Origin of the sequence: Pseudomonas sp. NMI760_13 (assembly GCF_021283245.1) — a bacterium.
Classification (GTDB): domain Bacteria; phylum Pseudomonadota; class Gammaproteobacteria; order Pseudomonadales; family Pseudomonadaceae; genus Aquipseudomonas; species Aquipseudomonas peradeniyensis.
This window is the reverse complement of the sequence record NZ_JAJSRC010000007.1, coordinates 46,262-66,401: the sequence shown is the minus strand read 5'-3', so window position 1 is coordinate 66,401 and position 20,140 is coordinate 46,262. Positions and strand designations below refer to the sequence as shown.

Genomic DNA, 20,140 nt, shown 5'->3' with positions numbered 1-20,140 from the left:
GCTAGCGCCTCGCTTTGCCTAGCCTCGGGCCTCCACGCACTATGGAGGTCAGCATGCAGAGCAGTAACCAGCAGCCATCGGTTGCAGTCGATAGCCTGGCCGTGGCCCAGGCCTACCAGGACCAACTGATCGCCAAACGGCTGCCAGCCTGGGTCACGCGGTTGAGCGAGTCCGAGTTCACGCTGCTCGGTGATGCCCTGCGCAGGCTCCTGGACTGCGAGCAAAAGCTTTCGGCCGCGTTTGCCCGGATCAGGCATATCGATGTCTTCAGCAAGCCATTGCTGCAACAGGCGCTCCAAGCTCACGGCAATCTTGACCCCGCGGCTATGTACTTTCGGCGCTGGTATGTCTATGAGGCAAACACGGTCAGCTACCTGGCAGGTCGTGTGCTCGTTCCGGACAGCGACTACTACGATATGCCGGTGCTGGAGTCCGCGTTCTACAACTTCACTGAATCCGAGTGTTGGCAACAGCCTCGGCGCAATGCCGTGGTTGATGGCAAAGGCGTTCGTCAGCCGGGGCTGTCCGCGTTGACCCTGGCCAGACTGTGTCGAGCGCTAGACATGGGGCAGCAGTATCAGGATCACCTGGATTCGGTTCTGCTTGCAGGCACCGACGCATACAGTGTCAAGACACTGCTGGCGCAGTTCCTGCGCAGCAGCATGCTTGCCGACGCCTTGCAGGCCAAGGCGCAGGGAGGGCTGAGCGAGGCCGAGCTGCAATTGGTGATCGGGCTGTGTCGGGATGACAAGCTTGGCAGTCTGGAGGGTGCGCCGGTCCATGCCCGGCAACTGAAGATCTTCGGTTGCCCGGTGCAGCGTGTCGTTGTGCTGGATGTCATCGATGAGGGGTGGGTCTTCAATACCAGCAAGCGAGTGCTGGTGTACGTGCCGGGCGACCCACTGGGCGCCTGGAGCGTCAGTGACGATCTTGAGGAGTATGCGCGTCGCGTGCTGGGGCAGCGACTGCGCAAGGATGACTACCGTCGTTTCTTCAGCCGTTTCGTGCGCCGTCGTGACAGCCACCGGGTCTTTACGGCGGTCAGCGAGCGCCTGGATGACGTGGCGGGCTGGGCGACCCGGGATCTCGATGAGCAGACCACAGGCTACCGGCTGCCGCTGTTTGATCATCTGGCAGACGCCTGGATTGCACAGATCAAGGACGATGCCGCAATGATCGCCCCGCCCGTGGCGCAACTGGACCGTCAGGTGCAGGCCGAACACGACAGGCGCCTGCGCTCCGAAGGCTGGATGTTGCTGACCGTGGCCGGCCTGTTTGTGCCATTGCTTGGCGCGGCGGTGGCGGCGCTGATGGTCTACGAGTTGCTGCGCGAGTCCTTTCAAGCCATCGACGACTGGCGCAACGACGAGCGTGATGCCGCCCTCGAACACTGGCTGAACGTTGGCAAGGGCGTGGTGACGCTGGCGGCGACTGCCGCAACCGTCACCGTGGTTCGCCGCGGCTGGAGCAAAGTGGACCGTTTGGTCTTGGCGCGGCTGGACGATGGCAGTGAAAAGCTGTGGAACGGTGACCTGCAGCCCTACCGCGACGAAGGGCCGCCGAGCGACGCGGTCATCGACGAGCAGGGTATCCACCGGCATCGAGCGAGCCGCTGGGTCGAGATGCAGGGGCACTGGTATCGGGTCGGCCAGGACCGTGCTGGCCAGCCTTGGCGACTATTGCCTTATCGCGGACACCGCCCGCAGCTGCGTCACAACGATGCCGGGGCTTGGCGGCTCTGGCACGAGCAACCGGCCGAGTGGAGCGGTTCGCACATGATGTTTCGCCGGCTGGGCAGGCCGTTCAGTTCGCTCGATGAACAGCAGATCGACCAGGTCATGGCCATTCACGATTTGCAGGAAGATCACCTGCGGGCCTTGCATGTCTATGGCCGGCGCCCGGATGCGGCAGTGACCGATACGGCCAGCCGCATCCTGCTGGCCAGCCGCATCGGGGAACTGGCTCAGCAGTTGCGCAGTGGCGCGGCCGTCACCGACGCCACGTTGCTTCGGCGCGCACGCGGTCTGCCTGGGGCAAAGGGGCAGGACGGTCAGTCCCTGGCCGATGTGGTATGGCGTCAGCGCCGTGTCCTGCTGCAGCAATGGTATGACTCGGATTTTCCCGATACCGAAGCCAGTTCGATCCTGCGCGGCAGTTTCGCCAGTCTGCACCGTCTGGCGGCAGATGAAGTCTGGCGTACGGCCAGTGCCGATGACCAGGCTGCATTGTTGGATACGCGGCGGGTGCCGTTGTCCATGGCCCAGTCGGCCAGGCGCCAGGTCATGGGCATCCGTATGGCGCGCGTGTACGAGGCGCTGCTATTCGATACGCCGCAGACACTGGACCTCGGACGGGTCGTCCTGAATCTGCTCGGCCGATTGCAGGGGGCTGCGACCAGGCCCGGCTGGCGGCTGTACGATGGCGATGCAGACCAGCCGTTGGTGAGCATCGCGGGGCGTGGAACACCTTTCGATCTGATCCACCGCAATGGCGTGTTCAGCTGTCGTGTGGCAGGCGCTGAGCCCTTGGCGACCGAGGGCGAGCTGTTCGACATCCTGGGCAAAGCCTACGGTAATGAGCAGTGGGCCTCGCTGGGTCTTGACGAACCCCATGCGCCCGCATTGCGCGCACGACTGGCGGCGGATGCCGGCAGCCTGCGGACCCTGATCGCGACCTGGCTGGGCGCGGATCAGCCAAACGGTGCGTTTCTGGCCCCGTTGCCGCTTGGTGACGGCAGGGTAGGCTATCCGTTGAGCGGTGGCAGATTCTGGGCGACCATGGGTCAGCGCCCGCCGCGGGCCCTTCAGGCACGGCTGCGAGACCTCTATCCGGCGTTCAGCGACGAGCAGATCGGGCGATGGCTTCAAGGAGAGGACGCACAGGCGCGCCTGGCCGCGTTGGAGCAACAATACACCGTACTGAACAACCACCTGAACCAGTGGGTTCGAGGTGCATTTCCCACATTCGAACTGTTGGCCCGGCGTGCCTTTCGCAAGGGTCTGATCGACTGCTGGCGCTGGTTGGTACCGGAACTGGAAGGCGGCCTGGCGGAGTCGCAACGTTACATGTTGTTCCAGGTCCGCAGTCGGCTGCAGCGCTTGCCGAGCATCCCGTCGTCCGTCAGCTTCCCCCATATCTCGATTCTCGGGCTGCATGACATGCGCCTGGAGTCGATTCCGGATGACTTTCTGCGGGCATTTCCCAATTTGCGCAGCCTGGAGATCACCCACTGTCGGCTCAGGCGCCTGCCCCTGCCGGAAACCCTCACTGGGCAGCTGGAGGTGCTCGACCTGTCGGGCAACCAGATCGCCCTGGATGAGGGGCAAGCCCTGGTCCTGGCCAGTTGCCAGTCGCTGGTGTATCTCAACCTCTCGTTCAATCCACTGGGCAGGAGTTTTTCGGTCTTCGGCATGCCCAGGCTCAATGCCTTGCACCTTCAAGCCAGCCAGTTGGACACCTTTCCCTACGGCGTCATGGACAGCCCGGAGCTGCACACACTGGACCTCAGGGACAACGCGCTTTACGACTTGCCTGAGGATTTTCACCAGTCGAATCTGTGGCGGGTGGGCAGGGTGAACCTGCGTGGCAACCTGTTCGCCGCAGCGCCGGAGTCTTTGAGTCGATGGCATTGGCTGGAAGCCAGTCGCGTGCCTTACCGCCTGCGTTGGCTGGATGTCGTGCCGGTCGAAAGGCGTGACGAGATGTCTGCCCTGTGGACGCAACTGGAAACGGAACAGGGTTCTGCCGACTTTTTCAATACGCTGGCCGCGCTGACTTCATCGGGTAACTTCAAGTCGGCGCCATTGGCCAGGAACTTCGCGGTGCGCCTGTTGGACATGTTCGAATTCATGAGCCGAGACCCTGTGCTCAAGCGGGAGTTGTTCGACAACGCAGCCGTGACTGATTGCCAGGACAACGCAACGATTCGCTTCACAGACCTCGAACTGCGTGTACGGGTGTGGCGGGCGCGACACAGCGAACTGGCACGTCAGCCGGAACAGGCGCTGCTGCACCTGGGTGGGCAGCTCTGGCGGATGAACGTGCTGGATCAGTTCGCGGCTGAGCATGCGCTCAGGGCGGGCGCGAGCAGCGAGTCGATCGAGTTCGCGCTGGCCTATCGCATTGCGTTGCGCAGCAAGCTCGACCTGCCGATCCAGCAGGATGACATGCTCTATTTTGGCATTCCCAACCTCACTCCCTGGGACCTGCACAATGCCACGCATGCGGTCATCGCCGAGCAATCGGCGAACAACCTGGCCCAGTACCTGGCCAGGCAACCATACTGGCAGGACTACTTGCGGGCCAACTACGCCCGCAGGCTCAGGGTGCCATCAGGTATGCATGAAGAGCTTCAGCGGCTCATGGAACTTGGCGACAGGGACCAGGAGATCGCGCGCCTGCATATCGACAACCAGCAACGGGAGCATGAGGTGATGCTGCAGTTGACCCGCGAAGCCATGGGCCGGGCCAGGACAATATCGCTGGGCGCTTCATGAGCAAACTGGAATGCGTGAAGGTGGTAATTAGCTAGCGCCAGGCAAGCCGATGCGTCGGATAGGCTCCTATACCTTTGCGAGCCGGAGCAACGACATGAACAGCGCAGTCAAAAGGTCAGCAGGAAGCATTGATACGCTGGCCATGGAGCAGGCCTACCAGGACCAACTGATCGCCCGGCGCCTGCCGCCGTGGCTGAGTGGCCTGAACCCGGCACAGTTCGCCGTGCTGGGCGAGGCGCTCAAGACCAGCCTGCGCTGTCGTCAGGGATTGAGCATGGCGCTGACGCGGATCCAGGCTATCGACCAGTTTGCCAGGCCGCTGTTGCAGCAAGCGCTGGGCGACCGCCATGGTGTCGTCCAGCCCGTCGATGACTTGTCTTTTCGCCGACAGTATTTCCACTTTGCCAACGAACCTGGCCTGATTGCCGGCCGCTATCCACTTCAGGGGTCGAGTAACTACGAGATCCCTTTGCTCGAAGCGGCCCTGTGCAACTTCACGGCGCAAGAAGCTGGCGCCAACGGACAGCCGCGGCACAGTGCGGTGGTCGACGAAGCGGGGCAGGTCCTGTCTGGCGTGGACGCCAAGGGCTTTGCCAGCTTGTGTCGGACGCTCGACCTGGGCGCACAGTATCAACGCCATCTCGACGAAGTGCTGGGGTCGGATGTCGCCGGGCAGAACGTCAAGGTGCTGCTCAGGCAATCACAGCAGGCCAACCTGCTGATCGATGCCTGCAAGGCCAGGGTCGAAGGCGTGCTGAGTGATGCCGAACTGGCCTTGATCATTGGCCTCTATCACGATGGGAAACCGGGCACGCTTGCCGGTGCCCCGGTGATCGCCAAACAGATGAAAGCATTCGGTTGCGAGCTGCAGCAGATCGTCGTGCTGGATGTGATCGACAAGGGCTGGTTGCGCGATACCAGCAAGCGCGTGCTGGTGTACATCCCAGACGACCCCCACGGCCCCTGGAGTGCCCGTGACGACCTGGAGGACTTTGCCCGGCGAGTGCTGGGCAAGCGCCTGCGCAAGGTCGAATACCAGCGCTTCTTCGCACGCTTTGTGCGCAGGCGTGACTGCCAGGTGTTCTTCTCAAGTGTCCAGCAGCGGCTGGGTGATCTGGCCGACTGGGCGACCCGAGACCTGGACGAGCACATGCATGCCTACCCAGGCCCATTGTTCGAGCATCTGGCCAGCGCCCGTATCGCCCAGATCAAGGACGACACCGCGATGATCGCGCCACCCGTGGCCCGGCTTGATCGGGCGTTGCAGGCCGAGCACGACAAGCGCCTGGCGGCCGAAGGCTGGACCTTGCTTGGCCTGGCCGGTTTGTTCATACCCCAGGTCGGTATCGCGTTGCTGGCGGTGATGGCCTGGGATCTGTTGAAGGAGACCTTCCAGGCCGTCGAGGACTGGCGCGAAGGCGACACCAATGCCGCCCTGGATCACCTGTTGACGGTAGGCAAGAGTACCGCGCTGGTTGGGGCGACGGTGGCCGGGGTGGTGGTGCTGCGTCGAGCCTGGAGCCTGGTGGACGAACTGCTGCCGGCACGGCTGGAGGATGGCAGCGAGAAACTGTGGAGCGGCGACCTCACGCCCTTTCGCAGTGACGCGCCGCCTGCCGCCGCGCAAGTGGACGAGCAGGGAGTCTATCAGTTGGGCAACCAGCGCTGGATCCGCATGGAGGGGCACTACTACCCGGTGCGTCTGCGGGCGAGTGACGAGCAATGGCAGTTGTGCCCGCACCAGGGCCACGGGCCATTGCTGCGCCATAACGACGCTGGCGCCTGGCGGCTGTGGAGCGAGTCGCCGAGCGAGTGGGATAACCGACACAGGATGTTTCGCCGGTTGGGCGGTGCGTTCGAGCGCCTGGACGATGCGCAGGTAGACCAGGCCATGGCGATCCATGGGATGGATGCCGGACAACTGCGAGGTTTGCACGTGTATGGCAGGGCAGCGCAGGCGGAGTTGACCGATACGGTGGCGCGCATGGAGCTGGCCGAGCGGATCCGGGAGGTGACAACTCAACTGCGTGCAGGCGCCCAGGTGGTTGACCTGGCGGTGCTGGAAAAGGCCAGAGGCCTGCCGGGAGCCGGGGAGATGAGCGACCAGGCGTTGGCCGGGCAACTGTGGCACGACCGCCGGATCGTGTTCCGACAGCTGTACGATGAGCAGAATGTCGATACCGAGTCCACCCAGCTTTTGCGACGGGACTTCGCCAGCCTGCATCGGCCGGCCGCGCAGACCTTGCTGCGCGAGGCCAGCGACAGCGACCGGCAACGGCTGCTCGATGAGCGCCGGGTACCAGTGGCAATGGCCCTGGCGGCCAGCACCCGGGTTCGGCGCATTCGCCTGGCCAGGGTGCTGGAGGCGTTGACCTTCGATACCCCGCAGAACCTCGATCTGGCCAGGGTGGTCCTGGCGCTGCTCGAAAAGATGCCTGGCGCGGCCACCGCACCGGCCTGGCGGCTTTACGATGGCGCCGCCAGCGAGCCATTGCTCAGCACCTCGGGCACGGGGCGAGAGCTGCAACTGGTGCATCGCACCGGTGTCTTCCAGCTTGCCGACCACGACGGCGCGGCCATCGGCCAGCCGGGTGAGCTGTTCGCGGTGCTGGCACAGGGTTACGACGCCGGTCAGCGGGCGGCGATGGGTATTGCTGAGCCGTTCGCCGAGTCCCTGCAGGCGGCGCTGGCCCGGCAGGCGTTGCAGCAACGTCAGTCCGTCGCGAGCGTACTGGGCCTGGATCGCGCACCGGTTTCGTTCATGGCCCCGCAACGGCTCGAGGACGGTCGCCTCGGTTATCCACTCAGCGGCTGGCGCCGCTGGTTGGGCATCAGCAACAACCGGCCGCGCGCATTGACGGCCAGACTGCGCGATCTGTATCCGGCGTACAGCGATACCCAGCTCCAGCAATGGCTCGAACAATTGCAGCAGAGCGGCCGGGATGCCGATACCACGCTGGGTGAACTGGAACAGCAGCATGCCCTGCTGCAGGAGACACTGACCACCTGGAAGCGCAAAGCGTTCGCTACGAGCGAATGGGAGGCGCGACGCGACCTGGGGCGCGGGTTGATGGACTGCTGGCGGTTCCTGGTTCCCGAGCAGGCCAATGGTGCGCTGCCGACCGGAGGCTACCTGCTGACTCAGACCCGCAGCCGCCTGCGGCAACTGCCGAGCCTACCTGCCCAGGTCAGTTTTCCCCATGTGTCGAGCCTGGCGCTGAGGGCCATGCGGCTGCGTGAGGTCCCGGACGCGTTCCTGCGGGCCTTCCCCAACTTGCGCACACTGGAGATTACCCACTGCAAGCTGCAGCAGTTGCCGTCAGCGCTCAACGAGCAGCTTGAAGTGCTCGACCTGTCCGGCAACCGCATCACCCTGGATGCCGAGCAAGAACGGATCCTGGCCAACTGCAGGGCGCTGATCTACCTGAACCTGTCGCACAACCCGCTGCGCAGGTCGTTTTCCGTCCGTGGCATGCCGCGCCTGAATGCCTTGTTGCTCAGCCGCACCGAGGCGACCGCCTTGCCCGACGGCGCACTGCAGGCCCCGCGCCTGCATACCCTGGACCTCAGTGACAACGGCATCGAGGTACTGCCCGAGGGCTTGCATCAGTCACCCCTGTGGCGCGAGGGCAGGGTAAGGTTGTTCGGCAATCTGCTGGCCGCGAATGCGGACGCGGTGAACACCTGGCACCCTGTCTCGCAGACCCGGGTGCCCTATCAGTTGCGCTGGCTCGACCTGGTAGACGGGGACGTGCGCGATGACATGGCCGCGGCCTGGGTTCAGCTGGAGAGTGAGGTGAATTCCGCGGAATTCTTCAACCTGCTGGCCGAACTCACCGACTCCGCTGACTTTCACAGCGAGTTTGGCGCCCGCTACCTGGGCGCCCGGCTGTTGCGCATGCTGCAAGCGATGCAGGAGAGCCCGGCGTTGCGCGAGGAACTGTTCGCCAATTCGGCGGTGACCCGCTGCGAAGACAGCGCGACGTTCCGCTTCAGCGACCTGGAGGTACGCCTGAAGGTCTGGCAGGCCGAGCAGGGCACGCTGCCGGGCCAGCGCGAACAGGCCCTGCTGCACCTGGGCGGCCAGCTCTGGCGCCTGCAGCGACTCGACGAACTGGCCTGGACCCACGCCGAACTCATGCCCACCGCGGGCGTGGAGTCACTGGAGGTGGCGCTGGCCTATCGGATCGACCTGCGCGACGAGCTGGACCTGCCGGTCGAGCTCAGCAACATGCTCTACCGTGGCGTGGCCAACCTCAAACCGGCAGACCTCGCCTGGGCGCGCAACTGGATCCGGGCGGCGCAGACCGAGAATGCGATCAGCGAGTGGATGGTGGGCCTGCGTTTCTGGCGGCAATACCTGGAAACGACCTTTGCCGAACGCCTGCGGGTTCCCCAGGCCGACCACGACACCCTGGACGACCTGCTGGCCCTGGATGCCCCGGAGGAGGCAATTGACCGCCTGCATGCACGGTTCCTGCGGCGCGAGCACGACACCCTGGTGGCGCTGACCCGCGAGGCGCTGGCCAGGAACGCGCTTAGCTGGCAGGTGCCGCTGCATTGACGGGCCTCACGGGCGCGGGCATTGAACTATGCTCAGCTCAGCCGTAGACGGTTTCCGGGAGGCAACGGCCAGTCAGGATGGATCCGGTAATGGCAAGTTACCTTTAGCCCAAGCACCGGTCTATCCGGGTGGTTTAGGCTCCCGCGTCGGATCTTTCTCCCTGATCCGCAGTCTTTGGTTTTATCGAGAGAATAAGGAGATGCCCATGCTCGTCCGGTTACTGACCCTCGCCACCTTGCTCGCCGTAGCAGGCCCCTTGTATGCCGCCGACAGCGACGCGCCCCTGGCCAAGGAACTGGGCAAGGCCAGGCCACTGGTGGTCATTGCCCCGAGTTCGGCCGACCCGACCCTACGCGGCCTGGAAGAGGCGCTGAAAGATCCCGCCACCCAGGCCGGATTCAAGGAGCGTGGCCTGGTGTTGTACAGCGTGGCCCAGATGATGGGTAAGCGTGAGGACAAGAACCTCGAGCAGCAGACCACCATGGCCCTGATCCGCGAGCTCAAGCTGGGCGCGAGCAAGGGCACCAAGGTGATCCTGGTGGGCAGGGACGGCGAGCGCCATATGCTCAAGGACGACGACAGCGGCGCGAAGCTCGACCCGCAGGTGATCTTCAAGGCGGTCGACGAACTGCCGGCCAGCGAGAAGGCGGTCATCGCTCCCGAGCCCGTCGCCGCCGCGCCCGCCGAGCCCAAGGCAAAGGACAGCAAGGCCAAGCCTGCGAAGCCCGCCAAACCTGCCGCACCACCCAAGCCGCTGGAGGACTGACACCTCTGCCACGGCCCTCTGCGTGATCAGGGGGCCGTTCGTGTATCTCTGTGTATCTGTGCCTCGCCGCGACCCACTGGCATACAAAACATCGCCTGCCTCGATACATCCGCGACACACCGCTGCGGCTCAATGGCTCCACTTTCCAACCACAGTGGAGCGACACCATGAAAACGACCCGTCAAACCCTCGGCCTGCTCGGCGCCACCCTGCTCGGCGGCATGGTCCTGGGCAACAGTGCCTTTGCCGTAGAACCCCTGGCCCAGGGCTACCAGCTGGCCGCCGCCAAGACCCCGGGCGAAGGTAAGTGCGGCGAGGGCAAGTGCGGTGCCGGCGGCAAGGCCACGCAGAGCGAAGGCAAATGCGGTGAAGGCAAGTGTGGCGCCAGCGCCAAGGCCGGAGCCGAGGGCAAGTGCGGTGAGGGCAAGTGTGGCGACGCCTCGTTCGCCCGCACCGACAGCAACCACGACGGCAAGGTCTCCCGCGAAGAGTTCCTGGCCGTGGCCAAGGACCGCGCGGCTGACTTTGACAAGATCGACCGCAATCACGACGGCTTCATCTCCGAGCAGGAGGCCCACGATCACCTGGCGGCGATCTACAAGGCCAACGGCAAGGCCATGCCTGATGGGCTGTTCAGCCACCTGACCGGCAAGTCCTGAAGCCTGTCGCGGGGCCAGCCCGCTCCCACGCATGACATTGTGGGAGCGGGCTGGCCCCGCGATGCCGTTCAACGCCCCACGGAGCCCTCCGATCATGCCCCAACCCCAATTGCACACCGGCCTCGGCCTGCGCCGTGGCCTGCTGTCCGACCTGCTGACGATGGAGGCGGATGCGGTGGACTTTCTCGAGTGCGCCCCGGAAAACTGGATCGGCGTCGGCGGCGCCTTCGGCCAGGGCCTGGCGCGCCTGGCGGAACGCTTTCCCATCGCCTGCCATGGCCTGTCGTTGTCACTGGGCGGTACCGCGCCGCTGGACCGCAGGTTCCTCGAGCGCACCCGACAGTTCCTCGACCGCCACCAGGTGCGGATGTACAGCGAGCACCTGAGCTATTGCAGCGACGACGGCCATCTCTACGACCTGATGCCGATTCCCTTCACCGAAGAGGCCGTCCACCATGTGTCCGCACGCATCCGCCAGGTCCAGGACGTACTTGGCCGGCGCATCGCCGTGGAGAACATCAGCTATTACGCCGCGCCGTACCAGGCGATGCCCGAACTGGACTTCGTCCGCGCCGTGCTTGACGAGGCCGACTGCGACCTGTTGCTGGATGTGAACAATGTCTTCGTCAATGCTTGCAACCACCGCTACGACGCACGGGCCTTCCTCGCCGGCCTGCCTCGCGAGCGGGTAGTGAGCATGCATGTGGCCGGTCATTACGACGAGGCACCGGACCTGAAGGTCGATACCCACGGCGCGCCGGTCAAGGAGGATGTCTGGGCGTTGTTCGCCGACGCCTGCCGACGCTTCGGGACGCAGCCCACCGTGCTAGAGCGCGACTTCAATTACCCGCCGCTGGCCGAACTGCTGGCTGAAACGGCGCGGATCCGCAGCCTGCAACGTGCCCACGGAGCGCCAGGCCATGACTGAGACCCTGCGCACCCAGCAGTTCACCCTGGCGCGCCACCTGCGCGACCCGGCCGCCAACCCACCGCCGCCCGGCATTGAGGCACGGCGCCTGAAGGTCTATCGCGAGCTGTTCTACGGCGCCATCGAAGGACTGCTGGCCGGTAGCTTCCCGGTGCTGTGCCGGACCCTGGGCGATCAGCGCTGGCATGCGCGGGTGCGTGATTTCTACGCCCATTACCGCAGCCAGACACCACTGTTCACTGAAGTCGCCGAGGCATTCCTCGACTACCTGCAGGGTATCGAGCCCGATACGCCCTGGCAGCTGGAACTGGCGCACCATGAATGGATCGAGGCGCAGCTGTACCTGAGCGATGCCGAGGATCCGCCGCACGATCCGGGCGGCGACTTGCTCGAAGGCGAGCCGCTGCTGTCGTGTGTGGCGCGGGTACTGGCCTACCGTTGGCCGGTGGAACGCATCGGCCCGGACCACCAGCCGAGCGAAGCGCCGGAGCAGCCTACCCTTTTGCTGGTCTACCGCGACGCCGACCTGCAGGTACGTTTCGCCCGCCTGGCGCCGCTGGCCTGGCAGCTGCTGATGGGCCTGCCCGGCACCGGCCGCGAGCGTTTGCGCGCGCTGGGCGATCAGCATCTGCAGCAGGGGTTGCACCTGCTGCATCAATTGCGCGAGCAGGGCATCATTGTCGGGACCGTGCAGCGCGCGGTGCCGTAAAAACAGAAGGGGCGCCATCTGGCGCCCCTTCGTCGTGCAGCTTAGGCTTCAGCGTCCCACGGACGATCGCCTTTTTCATCCTTGACGCGGGTCGGCAGGCCCATCACGTCCAGCGCCTTGAGGAACGGCTCGGCCGGCAGCTCCTCGACGTTGACCATGCGCCCGGCGTCCCACTCGCCACGGGCGACCAGCAGCGCGGCGGCCACCGGCGGCACGCCGGCGGTGTAGGAGATGCCCTGGCTGTCAGTCTCGGCGTAGGCTTCTTCGTGATCAGCCACGTTGTAGATGAACACTTCGCGCGGCTGGCCATCCTTGGTGCCCTTGACCAGGTCACCGATACAGGTCTTGCCGGTGTAGCCCGGGGCCAGCGAGGCCGGATCCGGCAGCACGGCCTTGACCACTTTCAGCGGCACCACTTCCAGGCCTTCGGCGGTCTTGACCGGTTGCTCGCTGAGCAGGCCGAGGTTCTTCAGCACGGTGAACACGTTGATGTAGTGCTCGCCGAAGCTCATCCAGAAACGTACGTTTGGCACGTTCAGGTTCTTCGAGATCGAGTGCACCTCGTCGTGGCCGGTCAGGTACAGGTTCTGCGAACCCACCACCGGCAGGTCGTCGGTACGCTTGACTTCGAACATGGTGTTGCTGGTCCACTGGCTGTTCTGCCAGCTCCACACCTGCCCGGTGAACTCGCGGAAGTTGATTTCCGGGTCGAAGTTGGTGGCGAAGTACTTGCCGTGGGAACCGGCATTGACGTCGAGGATGTCGATCGAATCAATGCGGTCGAAATACTGCTGCTGCGCGAGTTTCGCGTAGCTGTTCACCACACCCGGGTCGAAGCCGACACCGAGAATGGCGGTAATGTTCTTCTGCTGGCATTCCTCGAGGTGTTTCCACTCGTAGTTGCCATACCAGGGCGGGGTTTCGCAGATCTTGCCCGGTTCTTCGTGAATCGCGGTGTCAAGATAAGCGACACCGGTATCGATGCAGGCGCGCAGCACCGACATGTTGAGGAAGGCGGAACCAACGTTGATCACGATCTGCGATTCGGTCTCGCGGATCAGTGCCTTGGTCGCCTCGACATCGAGGGCGTTGAGCGAGAAGGCCTGGATGTCGGCGGGTACCTTGAGGCTACCCTTGGCCTTGACGCTGTCGATGATGGCCTGGCATTTGGAGATGTTCCGTGACGCAATCGCAATACGACCCAGTTCGTCGTTATGCTGTGCGCACTTGTGGGCCACCACCTTGGCGACACCTCCTGCACCAATGATAAGAACGTTCTTCTTCAATTCAGCTTCTCTCCTTCATGAAAGCCTGTCTTACGACAGGCTCGAAACGTAGTCGTCGAACCCGAACTCGCGCACCACCTCGACGCTGCCGTCGAGCTGCTTGACCGCGATGGACGGCATTTTCAGACCGTTGAACCAGTTTTTCTTGACCATGGTGTAACCGGCGGTGTCGACGAACGACAGGCGGTCACCGATCTGCAGCGGCTTGTCGAACTGATACTCGCCGAAGATATCGCCGGCCAGGCACGACTTGCCGCAGACCATGTAGGTGTGCGCGCCGTCGTTGGGCGCCATCTTGGCGTTGAGGCGATAGATCAGCAGGTCGAGCAGGTGCGCCTCGATCGAGCTGTCGACCACGGCCAGGTGCTTGCCGTTGTACAGGGTGTCGAGCACGGTCACTTCCAGCGAGGCGCTGTTGGTGATGGCCGCTTCGCCCGGCTCCAGGTAGACCTGCACGCCATATTTTTCCGAGAAGGCTTTCAGGCGCGCGCAGAACGCGTCCACCGCGTAGTCTTCGCCGGTGAAATGGATGCCGCCACCGAGGCTGACCCACTCCACCTTGTGCAGGAGGTGGCCGAAGCGCTCCTCGATGTGCGTGAGCATCTTGTCGAACAGGCCGAAGTCGCCGTTCTCGCAGTTGTTGTGGAACATGAAGCCGGAGATCTTCTCGATCACCTTCTCGATCTTTTCCGGGTCCCACTCGCCCAGGCGGCTGAATGGGCGCGCAGGGTCGGCCAGCAGGTAGTCGGAGCTGCTCACCTGCGGGTTGACGCGCAGGCCGCGCACCTTGCCCTCGGATTGCTCGGAAAAGCGCTCGAGCTGGCCGATGGAGTTGAAGATGATCTTGTCGCAGTTCTCGAGCATCTCTTCGACTTCATCGTCGGCCCAGGCCACGCTGTAGGCGTGGGTCTCGCCGGCGAATTTCTGGCGGCCGAGCTTGAGCTCGTACAGCGAGGAGGAAGTGGTGCCGTCCATGTACTGCTGCATCAGGTCGAACACCGACCAGGTGGCGAAGCACTTGAGGGCGAGCAGGGCCTTGGCCCCGGACTGCTGGCGCACATAGGCAATCTTTTCCATGTTGCCCAGCAGTTTCTGTTTATCGATGAGGTAGTACGGCGTCTTGATCATTTAAAGGCCCCCGGCCAGGCCGGCCAAAAAAAGGACACGCATTGTGCCTTCACTTGCCGCGCTACGAAAGGGCGCGAGACGCATTTCGTCCGAGTTGCGCTGCTCTTCGTTGGCGAAGCGCCATCAGGCCCGCGGCTGTGCCGTCCCTGGTGCCGGACCGGTCCGCGCCGCAATGGCCGACCGACAGCCTTTTCCTGCTGGGGCAACAGCAAGTTGAACAAACGAATGTGACTATCGTAATCGGCTGTTCCCGGGCGCAGCGAGAATCCGATGAGCGCGGGAAGAGAGCGATCATTCAATGCTTTGCAGGTAAGATAGTCGTTATATTTTTATTGATATAGCGATCAGGCGATCCTGCCCAATGGCCATGGTTCCGGGCGCAGGCTGCGCAGCAGCAGGTCGGCCTGGGCCTGGGTGGATGCGTGGGTTGGCTTGATCTGCCCCGAGCTGCCGGGGGCCATGCCGAAGCGGAAGGTCGCCAGCGACGTGGACCAGAGGAACAGCAGCAGATGCTCTGGCGCGGTCCGCACGATCAGCCCGCGGTCCATCCACTGCGCCAGGCAGGCCAGGGTCTGCCGGGCACTCTGCTGCAGCAGCTCGGCGCGCTCGCCTGGCAGTTGCCGGGCGCCATGCAGCATTTCCTTGAGCCATACCCGCACGGCACCGGGATGACGCCGCGCCACTTCGGCCTTGGCCTTGAAGTAGCGGGGCAGGGCCTGCTCGGGGTGAGCGTCCGGCACCAGGCTGCGCGCGGCGCGTAGCAGCGGCTCCATCACCAGGTCGAGCACGGCTGCGTAAAGCAGGCGCTTGTTGCGAAAGTAATAGAACACATTGGCCCGGGGCAGGCCGGCGCGGGCGGCGATATCATCGACCCGGGCGGCGGCGAAGCCGTGGTGGGCGAACTCTTCGCTGGCGGCAGCAAGGATCAGTTGCAGGTTGCGGTCACGGATACTGGGCATGGCAAACATGTACTTCTGAATCGATATGTTCAAAAGTATATAGCGGTGGCGTGCTCGCCGATAGCAGCACGGATTCCTGTGCGCAGATCACCCAGCCCTTCGGGCTACGCTGTCGCGCAGGGAACTGTTATCCCTGTGGGAGCGGGTTCACCCGCGAACACCGGCGAAGCCGGTGCCATACACCGCATCGCGGGGCAAGCCCGCTCCCACGCTACCCAGTCAAATCAAAGAATTATGTTTTGTTCCATGAGAGCGGGCTTGCCCTGGATCAAAAATTAGGTTTTGTTCCAGCAGAACGGGTCTGTGTCGAATCAGCAGGTCGCTCGCCAGGCGCGGATCTGCTCCAGCGTGGCGGTGGCGCCGCCGCAGACGATCACCAGCACATTGCCGTAGGCCGCCATGGCCTCGGGGTGTTCGAGCAGGGCCAGCGCGGCGCCGCAGGCCGGCTCCACCAGCAGGCGATGGTCGCGCAGCAGCCGCTCGCAGGCGTCGAGGGCTTCGCGGTCACTGACCAGGTGGCTGAGCACCGGCTGCTGGCGGGTGTAGGCCAGCGCCTGCTCGGCGACCCGCTTGGCGCCCAGCGAAGTGGCCACCGAGGCGATGCGCGGCAGTTCCACGGTATGCCCGGCGGCCATGGCGGCGTGCAGCGACGCCGCGCCGTCGGTCTCCACCGCCAGTACCGGTACGTCGTGCCAGCCGTTGCGCTGCAAGCCCTCGACCACCCCGCAGAGCAGGCCGCCGCCGCCAACCGAAAGCACCACCGCGTCGGGCTTGAAGCCTGCTGCGGCGACTTCGTCGATCATGCTGGCGTGGCCGGTCCACAGCAGCGGATCGTCGAACGGGTGGATAAAGGCGTCGTCCGCGCCGACCAGGGTCTGGGCGTGCTCATTGGCTTCCTGCCAGGAACTGCCGCGCACGACCACGCTGGCGTCTTCCAGGCGTAGCAGTTCCCTGGCCCGCTCGGTGGTGGTCTCGGGCACCACCACGGTCACCGGCACACCGAGTTTGCGCCCGGCATAGGCCACCGCCAGGCCGGCGTTGCCACCGGACGACGAGACGAAATGCCGGGCACCGCGGGCATGGTGGACCTCGCAGGCATGGCCGACGCCGCGCAGCTTGAACGAGCCGCACGGTTGCAGGGCTTCGAGCTTGAGCCACACCGGGCGGCCGGCGCTCAGGGACAGCGGGCGGGATTCGATCAGTGGGGTAGGAATGTGCAGCGGCATGATGGGCTCCGGGGTTCAGTCGCGGGCAGCCGTGGCGGGTTCGCCGCGCAGCTGCTCCAGGTAGTTGTAGACGGTATAGCGGGTCACGCCGAGGGCCTCGGCGGCTTTCTCCACGCCACCCTTGACGATGAACAGGCCGCGCTCCTGCATGATGCGCACGGCCTCGACCTTGGCCTGTTTGTTCATCCGCCCCTGGCCGCTGCGTTGCAGCGCATCCTGGATGATCCCGGCCATCAGCGCGGTCATGTCGGCCGCCTCGTCGGTCGCCGCCGGTGTGGCGCCCAGTGGCTGGAAGTGCTGGAGAAAGGCCATGGCCGCGTCCAGGCCGGTGACATCGGTGTTCACGCACAGGCTGGCGAAGGGCTGGCCGTCGCGGTCACGGAAGATCGCCGTGGCGCTGCGCAGGCTGCGACCCTTGAGGGTGGTGGGGTAGTCGGGCAGCACCACTGGCGCGCAACCTTGTTGGTCGGCCGAGGCCTGCATCAGCGCCTTGAAGCCCTGGTCCTGCTCGGGGGCGGCGAGAATCGGACTGCCAACCCGGCGGCCGGAGAGATGGCCGTTGACGATCGCCACCACCGAGCGCTCCGGGTGATCGAGGTCGTGCAGGAGGATTTCGACGTTGCGTGGGACGACGCTGCCCAGGGCCTGCAGGGTGGCCTTGAGGATGGTCAGGGTGAGCTGGCGTTCTTCGAGGAGGGTCATGGCATCATGCAAATATCAACATAAAGTTGATATTTGCATGATTTGTTGAATTTTGCCAGCGTGCTCGTTGATCACGCCCCCTCAAGCCTTGCGCGATCCTTGTAGGAGCGGCCTTGTGCCGCGAAAGGGGCGCACAGCGACCCCGGCGATCTTTGCCTGATCACTGAACCTGGGGCTGCTACGCAGTCTTTTCGCGGCACAAGGCCGCTCCTACAGGATGTGGCCGGTACTTCAGCCTTGTGGGTCCGCCAGCTTGGGCGTGCGCGGTGGGATCATGCGGCGCGAGCCGGTCGACTCGAAGGCGGCAGCAAATTTCAACAGATTGTTGTCACTGTAGGCCTTGCCGGCAAAGGTCAGGCCCACCGGCATGCCGATATCGGCCATCACGCCCATCGGCACGGTCACGGTCGGTACGCCCAGGTGACGGATCGCCAGGTTGCCGTTGGCCACCCAGATGCCGTTGCTCCAGGCGATATCCGCCGATGCGGGGTTCACATCGGCGTCCGCCGGGCCGACATCGGCCACGGTGGGGAACAGCACCGCGTCCAGGCCCTGGGCGTCCATCCAGTCTTCCAGGTCGAGCTTGCGGGTGGCTTCCAGGCCGCGCAGGCCATCGGGCACGCTGGCGATCTGGTCCCAGGTCTTCAGGCCGCGCTTGGCCATGTTGACGTATTCGTCCATGCCGGCGGCCAGGTCGTCCTCACGGTTGGGCAGGGTGCCCGGGTCGTGGGGGAAGATCCGCGGGCCGTCGACATCGGCCAGGCGGTTGAGCTTGGGATCGTCGTTGGCGCGCAGGAAGTCATCGAAGGCCCAGCCGGACAGCTCCCACAGTTCGTCATGGAGGAATTCTTTGCTGACGATGCCGCGGGTGAACACGGTCGGCGCGCCCGGGCGGTCGCCCTCGCAGTTGGACACCAGCGGGAAGTCGGTCTCGACCACTTCGGCGCCGGCCGCTTCCAGCGCCTGGCGGGCTTGCTTCCACAAGTCGATCACGCTGGCGCGGGTGTTGATGCGCTGGCCGGTCGGGCCGCCGATGCCAGGCTTCTGCGAGGTACCGGCTTCGCTGTCGGCGTTGATGTACATGCGTGGCACGGCGAAGCGCTTGCCCTTGAGCGACTCGGCGCCCACGGCGAGGTCCAGGTACGACTGCGGACGCACGCTGGAGGCGGCCGGGATCGGCACCCAGGGCTGCAGGCGCCACAGGTCGCCGCGGCTGTCGGCGTCGTCGGCCACCACCACGTCGAGGATTTCCAGCAGGTCGGCCATGGTCCGGGCGTAGGGCACGACCACGTCCATGGTCGGCGTCAGCGGCCAGTTGCCGCGCACCGAGATCACCCCGCGCGACGGGGTGTAGGCGCACAGGCCGTTGTTCGAGGCCGGGCCACGGCCACTGGACCAGGTTTCCTCGGCCAGGCCGAAGGCGCTGTAGCTGGCGGCGGTGGCGGTGCCGGCGCCGTTGGACGAGCCGGAGGCGAAGGGCGCGGTCAGGTAGGCGGCGTTGTACGGGCTCTCGGCGCGGCCGTAGACGCCGCGCTGCATACCGCCGTTGGCCATGGGCGGCATGTTGGTCTTGCCCAGGCAGATGGCGCCGCCGGCGCGCAGGCGCTCGACGGTGAAGGCGTCACGCTGGGCGACCAGGTCCTTGAACGCCGGGCTGCCGGAGGCGGCGGTCAGGCCTTTGACCAGGTAGCTGTCCTTGGCGGTGTAGGGAATGCCGTCCAGCGGGCCGAGGGTTTCGCCACGGGCGCGGCGGGCGTCGGAGGCTTCGGCCTCCTTGAGCGCGTCAGGGTTGCGCACAACCACGGCATTGAGTGCGGTGGCGGTGTCCTTGCCATCGTAGGCGTCGATGCGCGCCAGGTAGGCCTTGACCAGTTCGACGGCGGTCGTGCGGCCGGACTCGAGCGCGTCGCGCAGCTCGGCAATGGAAACCTCGGTTACCTCGATCATGCTGTCACCACAGTTGTGCAGGTGGAAAAATCATGGCGCGAGTGTAGCAAGAAGGTCCCGATGGGCGCAGGCATGCAGTGGCGAAATGCTTCGTTGCAGCGCGGCATTCAGGCGCTTGCGGGGCGGGGCTGAATAACGGGGGAGCGGCGAACCGCCGCTCCCCCGTTATCGATGGGCTTTGCTGATTACAGCAACTTGCGCTGTACCGCCTCGTCCAGGGTGCTGCGGGCCAGTTCGCGGACCACGTCGCGGGTATCGGCCTGGAACGGCAGGCCGACGATCAATACCAGCTGCATCCAGGTGCGCACCGACTCGCTCTTGCTGACACGGCCGATTTCCTTGCCGTCCTTGTCCTTGAACACGGTCTCCAGGGTGAAGGTGTTCTTGGCGGTCGACGGCACGATGAAGAAGGTGAAGCCGGTGATGAACGCCGAGGCCACGACGAACTGCTCATGGTTGGTCAGGGTCGATTCGGCGTACAGGTCGGCCGTGCCTTTCTGCGTGGTCACCTGGGTGAAGCGTCCGGACTCCTGGTAAGTCTCGGTGAGGGTCTTTTCCCACATCTGCGCCTGGGCGCCGGCGGCGGCGGTGGCCGGGTTGTTGTTGGCCTTGAAGAGCGACGTGCTGCGCAGGTAGGCACTTGGCTTGACCGCCTCGACGCTGGCCTTGGGCGGCCAGGTGCCGACCGGGGGCAGGTCGCCGGTGGAGTAGGAGACGCAGCCGCCGAGCAGCAGTGCGCCGAGCAGCAGCAGGTGTTTGAAGCCGTTCAT

13 protein-coding genes are annotated in these 20,140 nt (G+C 64.8%); 6 read left to right on the top strand and 7 right to left on the bottom strand.

Annotated elements, in window-relative coordinates:
- Window positions 1-53 precede the first annotated feature (53 nt).
- The 6 genes from LU671_RS09680 (at window position 54) to LU671_RS09655 (ending at window position 12,122) form a co-directional block, all read left to right on the top strand.
- Complete coding sequence (locus LU671_RS09680) at window positions 54-4,496, top strand: NEL-type E3 ubiquitin ligase domain-containing protein (protein WP_232855535.1); 4,443 nt, start codon at window positions 54-56, stop codon at window positions 4,494-4,496.
- 94 nt (window positions 4,497-4,590) lie between these two features.
- Window positions 4,591-9,060 carry an NEL-type E3 ubiquitin ligase domain-containing protein gene (locus LU671_RS09675; RefSeq protein ID WP_232855534.1) on the top strand — a complete coding sequence of 1,490 codons (4,470 nt, stop codon included), beginning with the start codon at window positions 4,591-4,593 and terminating at the stop codon, window positions 9,058-9,060.
- Between the two features lie 205 nt (window positions 9,061-9,265).
- Window positions 9,266-9,826: a DUF4174 domain-containing protein gene (locus LU671_RS09670; RefSeq protein ID WP_203652377.1), complete on the top strand. Its 561-nt coding sequence runs from the start codon at window positions 9,266-9,268 to the stop codon at window positions 9,824-9,826.
- A gap of 167 nt (window positions 9,827-9,993) precedes the next feature.
- The gene (locus tag LU671_RS09665; RefSeq protein ID WP_110733818.1) at window positions 9,994-10,485 is read left to right on the top strand and encodes an HvfA family oxazolone/thioamide-modified RiPP metallophore; all 492 of its coding nucleotides are present in this window, start codon (window positions 9,994-9,996) and stop codon (window positions 10,483-10,485) included.
- A 94-nt stretch (window positions 10,486-10,579) separates the two neighbouring features.
- The gene (locus LU671_RS09660; protein ID WP_232855533.1) at window positions 10,580-11,413 is read left to right on the top strand and encodes an HvfB family MNIO-type RiPP peptide maturase; all 834 of its coding nucleotides are present in this window, start codon (window positions 10,580-10,582) and stop codon (window positions 11,411-11,413) included.
- Window positions 11,406-12,122, top strand: a complete 717-nt coding sequence (locus LU671_RS09655; RefSeq protein ID WP_232855532.1) for an HvfC family RiPP maturation protein — start codon at window positions 11,406-11,408, stop codon at window positions 12,120-12,122. Before LU671_RS09660 ends, LU671_RS09655 begins: the two co-directional genes overlap by 8 nt.
- A gap of 41 nt (window positions 12,123-12,163) precedes the next feature.
- Here the strand turns inward: LU671_RS09655 and LU671_RS09650 are convergent, their stop codons facing one another.
- The 7 genes from LU671_RS09650 to LU671_RS09620 form a co-directional block, all read right to left on the bottom strand.
- The gene (locus tag LU671_RS09650) at window positions 12,164-13,408 is read right to left on the bottom strand and encodes a saccharopine dehydrogenase family protein (RefSeq protein ID WP_028691662.1); all 1,245 of its coding nucleotides are present in this window, start codon (window positions 13,406-13,408) and stop codon (window positions 12,164-12,166) included.
- 30 nt (window positions 13,409-13,438) lie between these two features.
- Complete coding sequence (gene nspC, locus LU671_RS09645; protein WP_232855531.1) at window positions 13,439-14,536, bottom strand: carboxynorspermidine decarboxylase; 1,098 nt, start codon at window positions 14,534-14,536, stop codon at window positions 13,439-13,441.
- A gap of 344 nt (window positions 14,537-14,880) precedes the next feature.
- Window positions 14,881-15,495, bottom strand: a complete 615-nt coding sequence (locus LU671_RS09640) for a TetR family transcriptional regulator C-terminal domain-containing protein (protein WP_232855530.1) — start codon at window positions 15,493-15,495, stop codon at window positions 14,881-14,883.
- Window positions 15,496-15,806: 311 nt separating this feature from the next.
- Entirely contained in the window at window positions 15,807-16,721 is a 915-nt protein-coding gene (locus LU671_RS09635; RefSeq protein ID WP_232855529.1) for a pyridoxal-phosphate dependent enzyme, read from the bottom strand.
- A gap of 15 nt (window positions 16,722-16,736) precedes the next feature.
- A complete protein-coding gene (locus LU671_RS09630; RefSeq protein WP_232855528.1) occupies window positions 16,737-17,423 on the bottom strand; it encodes a helix-turn-helix transcriptional regulator in 687 nt (228 codons plus the stop codon).
- Between the two features lie 231 nt (window positions 17,424-17,654).
- Complete coding sequence (locus tag LU671_RS09625) at window positions 17,655-19,370, bottom strand: amidase (RefSeq protein ID WP_232855527.1); 1,716 nt, start codon at window positions 19,368-19,370, stop codon at window positions 17,655-17,657.
- A gap of 185 nt (window positions 19,371-19,555) precedes the next feature.
- Window positions 19,556-20,140 carry a hypothetical protein gene (locus LU671_RS09620; protein ID WP_203652385.1) on the bottom strand — a complete coding sequence of 195 codons (585 nt, stop codon included), beginning with the start codon at window positions 20,138-20,140 and terminating at the stop codon, window positions 19,556-19,558.

Bases quoted from the DNA above. Each gene is read 5' to 3' on its own strand.
- LU671_RS09680 (WP_232855535.1), top strand. From the start codon at position 54: ATGCAGAGCAGTAACCAGCAGCCATCGGTTGCAGTCGATAGCCTGGCC.
- LU671_RS09675 (WP_232855534.1), top strand. From the start codon at position 4,591: ATGAACAGCGCAGTCAAAAGGTCAGCAGGAAGCATTGATACGCTGGCC.
- LU671_RS09670 (WP_203652377.1), top strand. From the start codon at position 9,266: ATGCTCGTCCGGTTACTGACCCTCGCCACCTTGCTCGCCGTAGCAGGC.
- LU671_RS09665 (WP_110733818.1), top strand. From the start codon at position 9,994: ATGAAAACGACCCGTCAAACCCTCGGCCTGCTCGGCGCCACCCTGCTC.
- LU671_RS09660 (WP_232855533.1), top strand. From the start codon at position 10,580: ATGCCCCAACCCCAATTGCACACCGGCCTCGGCCTGCGCCGTGGCCTG.
- LU671_RS09655 (WP_232855532.1), top strand. From the start codon at position 11,406: ATGACTGAGACCCTGCGCACCCAGCAGTTCACCCTGGCGCGCCACCTG.
- nspC (WP_232855531.1), bottom strand. From the start codon at position 14,536: ATGATCAAGACGCCGTACTACCTCATCGATAAACAGAAACTGCTGGGC.
- LU671_RS09640 (WP_232855530.1), bottom strand. From the start codon at position 15,495: ATGCCCAGTATCCGTGACCGCAACCTGCAACTGATCCTTGCTGCCGCC.
- LU671_RS09635 (WP_232855529.1), bottom strand. From the start codon at position 16,721: ATGCCGCTGCACATTCCTACCCCACTGATCGAATCCCGCCCGCTGTCC.
- LU671_RS09630 (WP_232855528.1), bottom strand. From the start codon at position 17,423: ATGACCCTCCTCGAAGAACGCCAGCTCACCCTGACCATCCTCAAGGCC.
- LU671_RS09625 (WP_232855527.1), bottom strand. From the start codon at position 19,370: ATGATCGAGGTAACCGAGGTTTCCATTGCCGAGCTGCGCGACGCGCTC.
- LU671_RS09620 (WP_203652385.1), bottom strand. From the start codon at position 20,140: ATGAACGGCTTCAAACACCTGCTGCTGCTCGGCGCACTGCTGCTCGGC.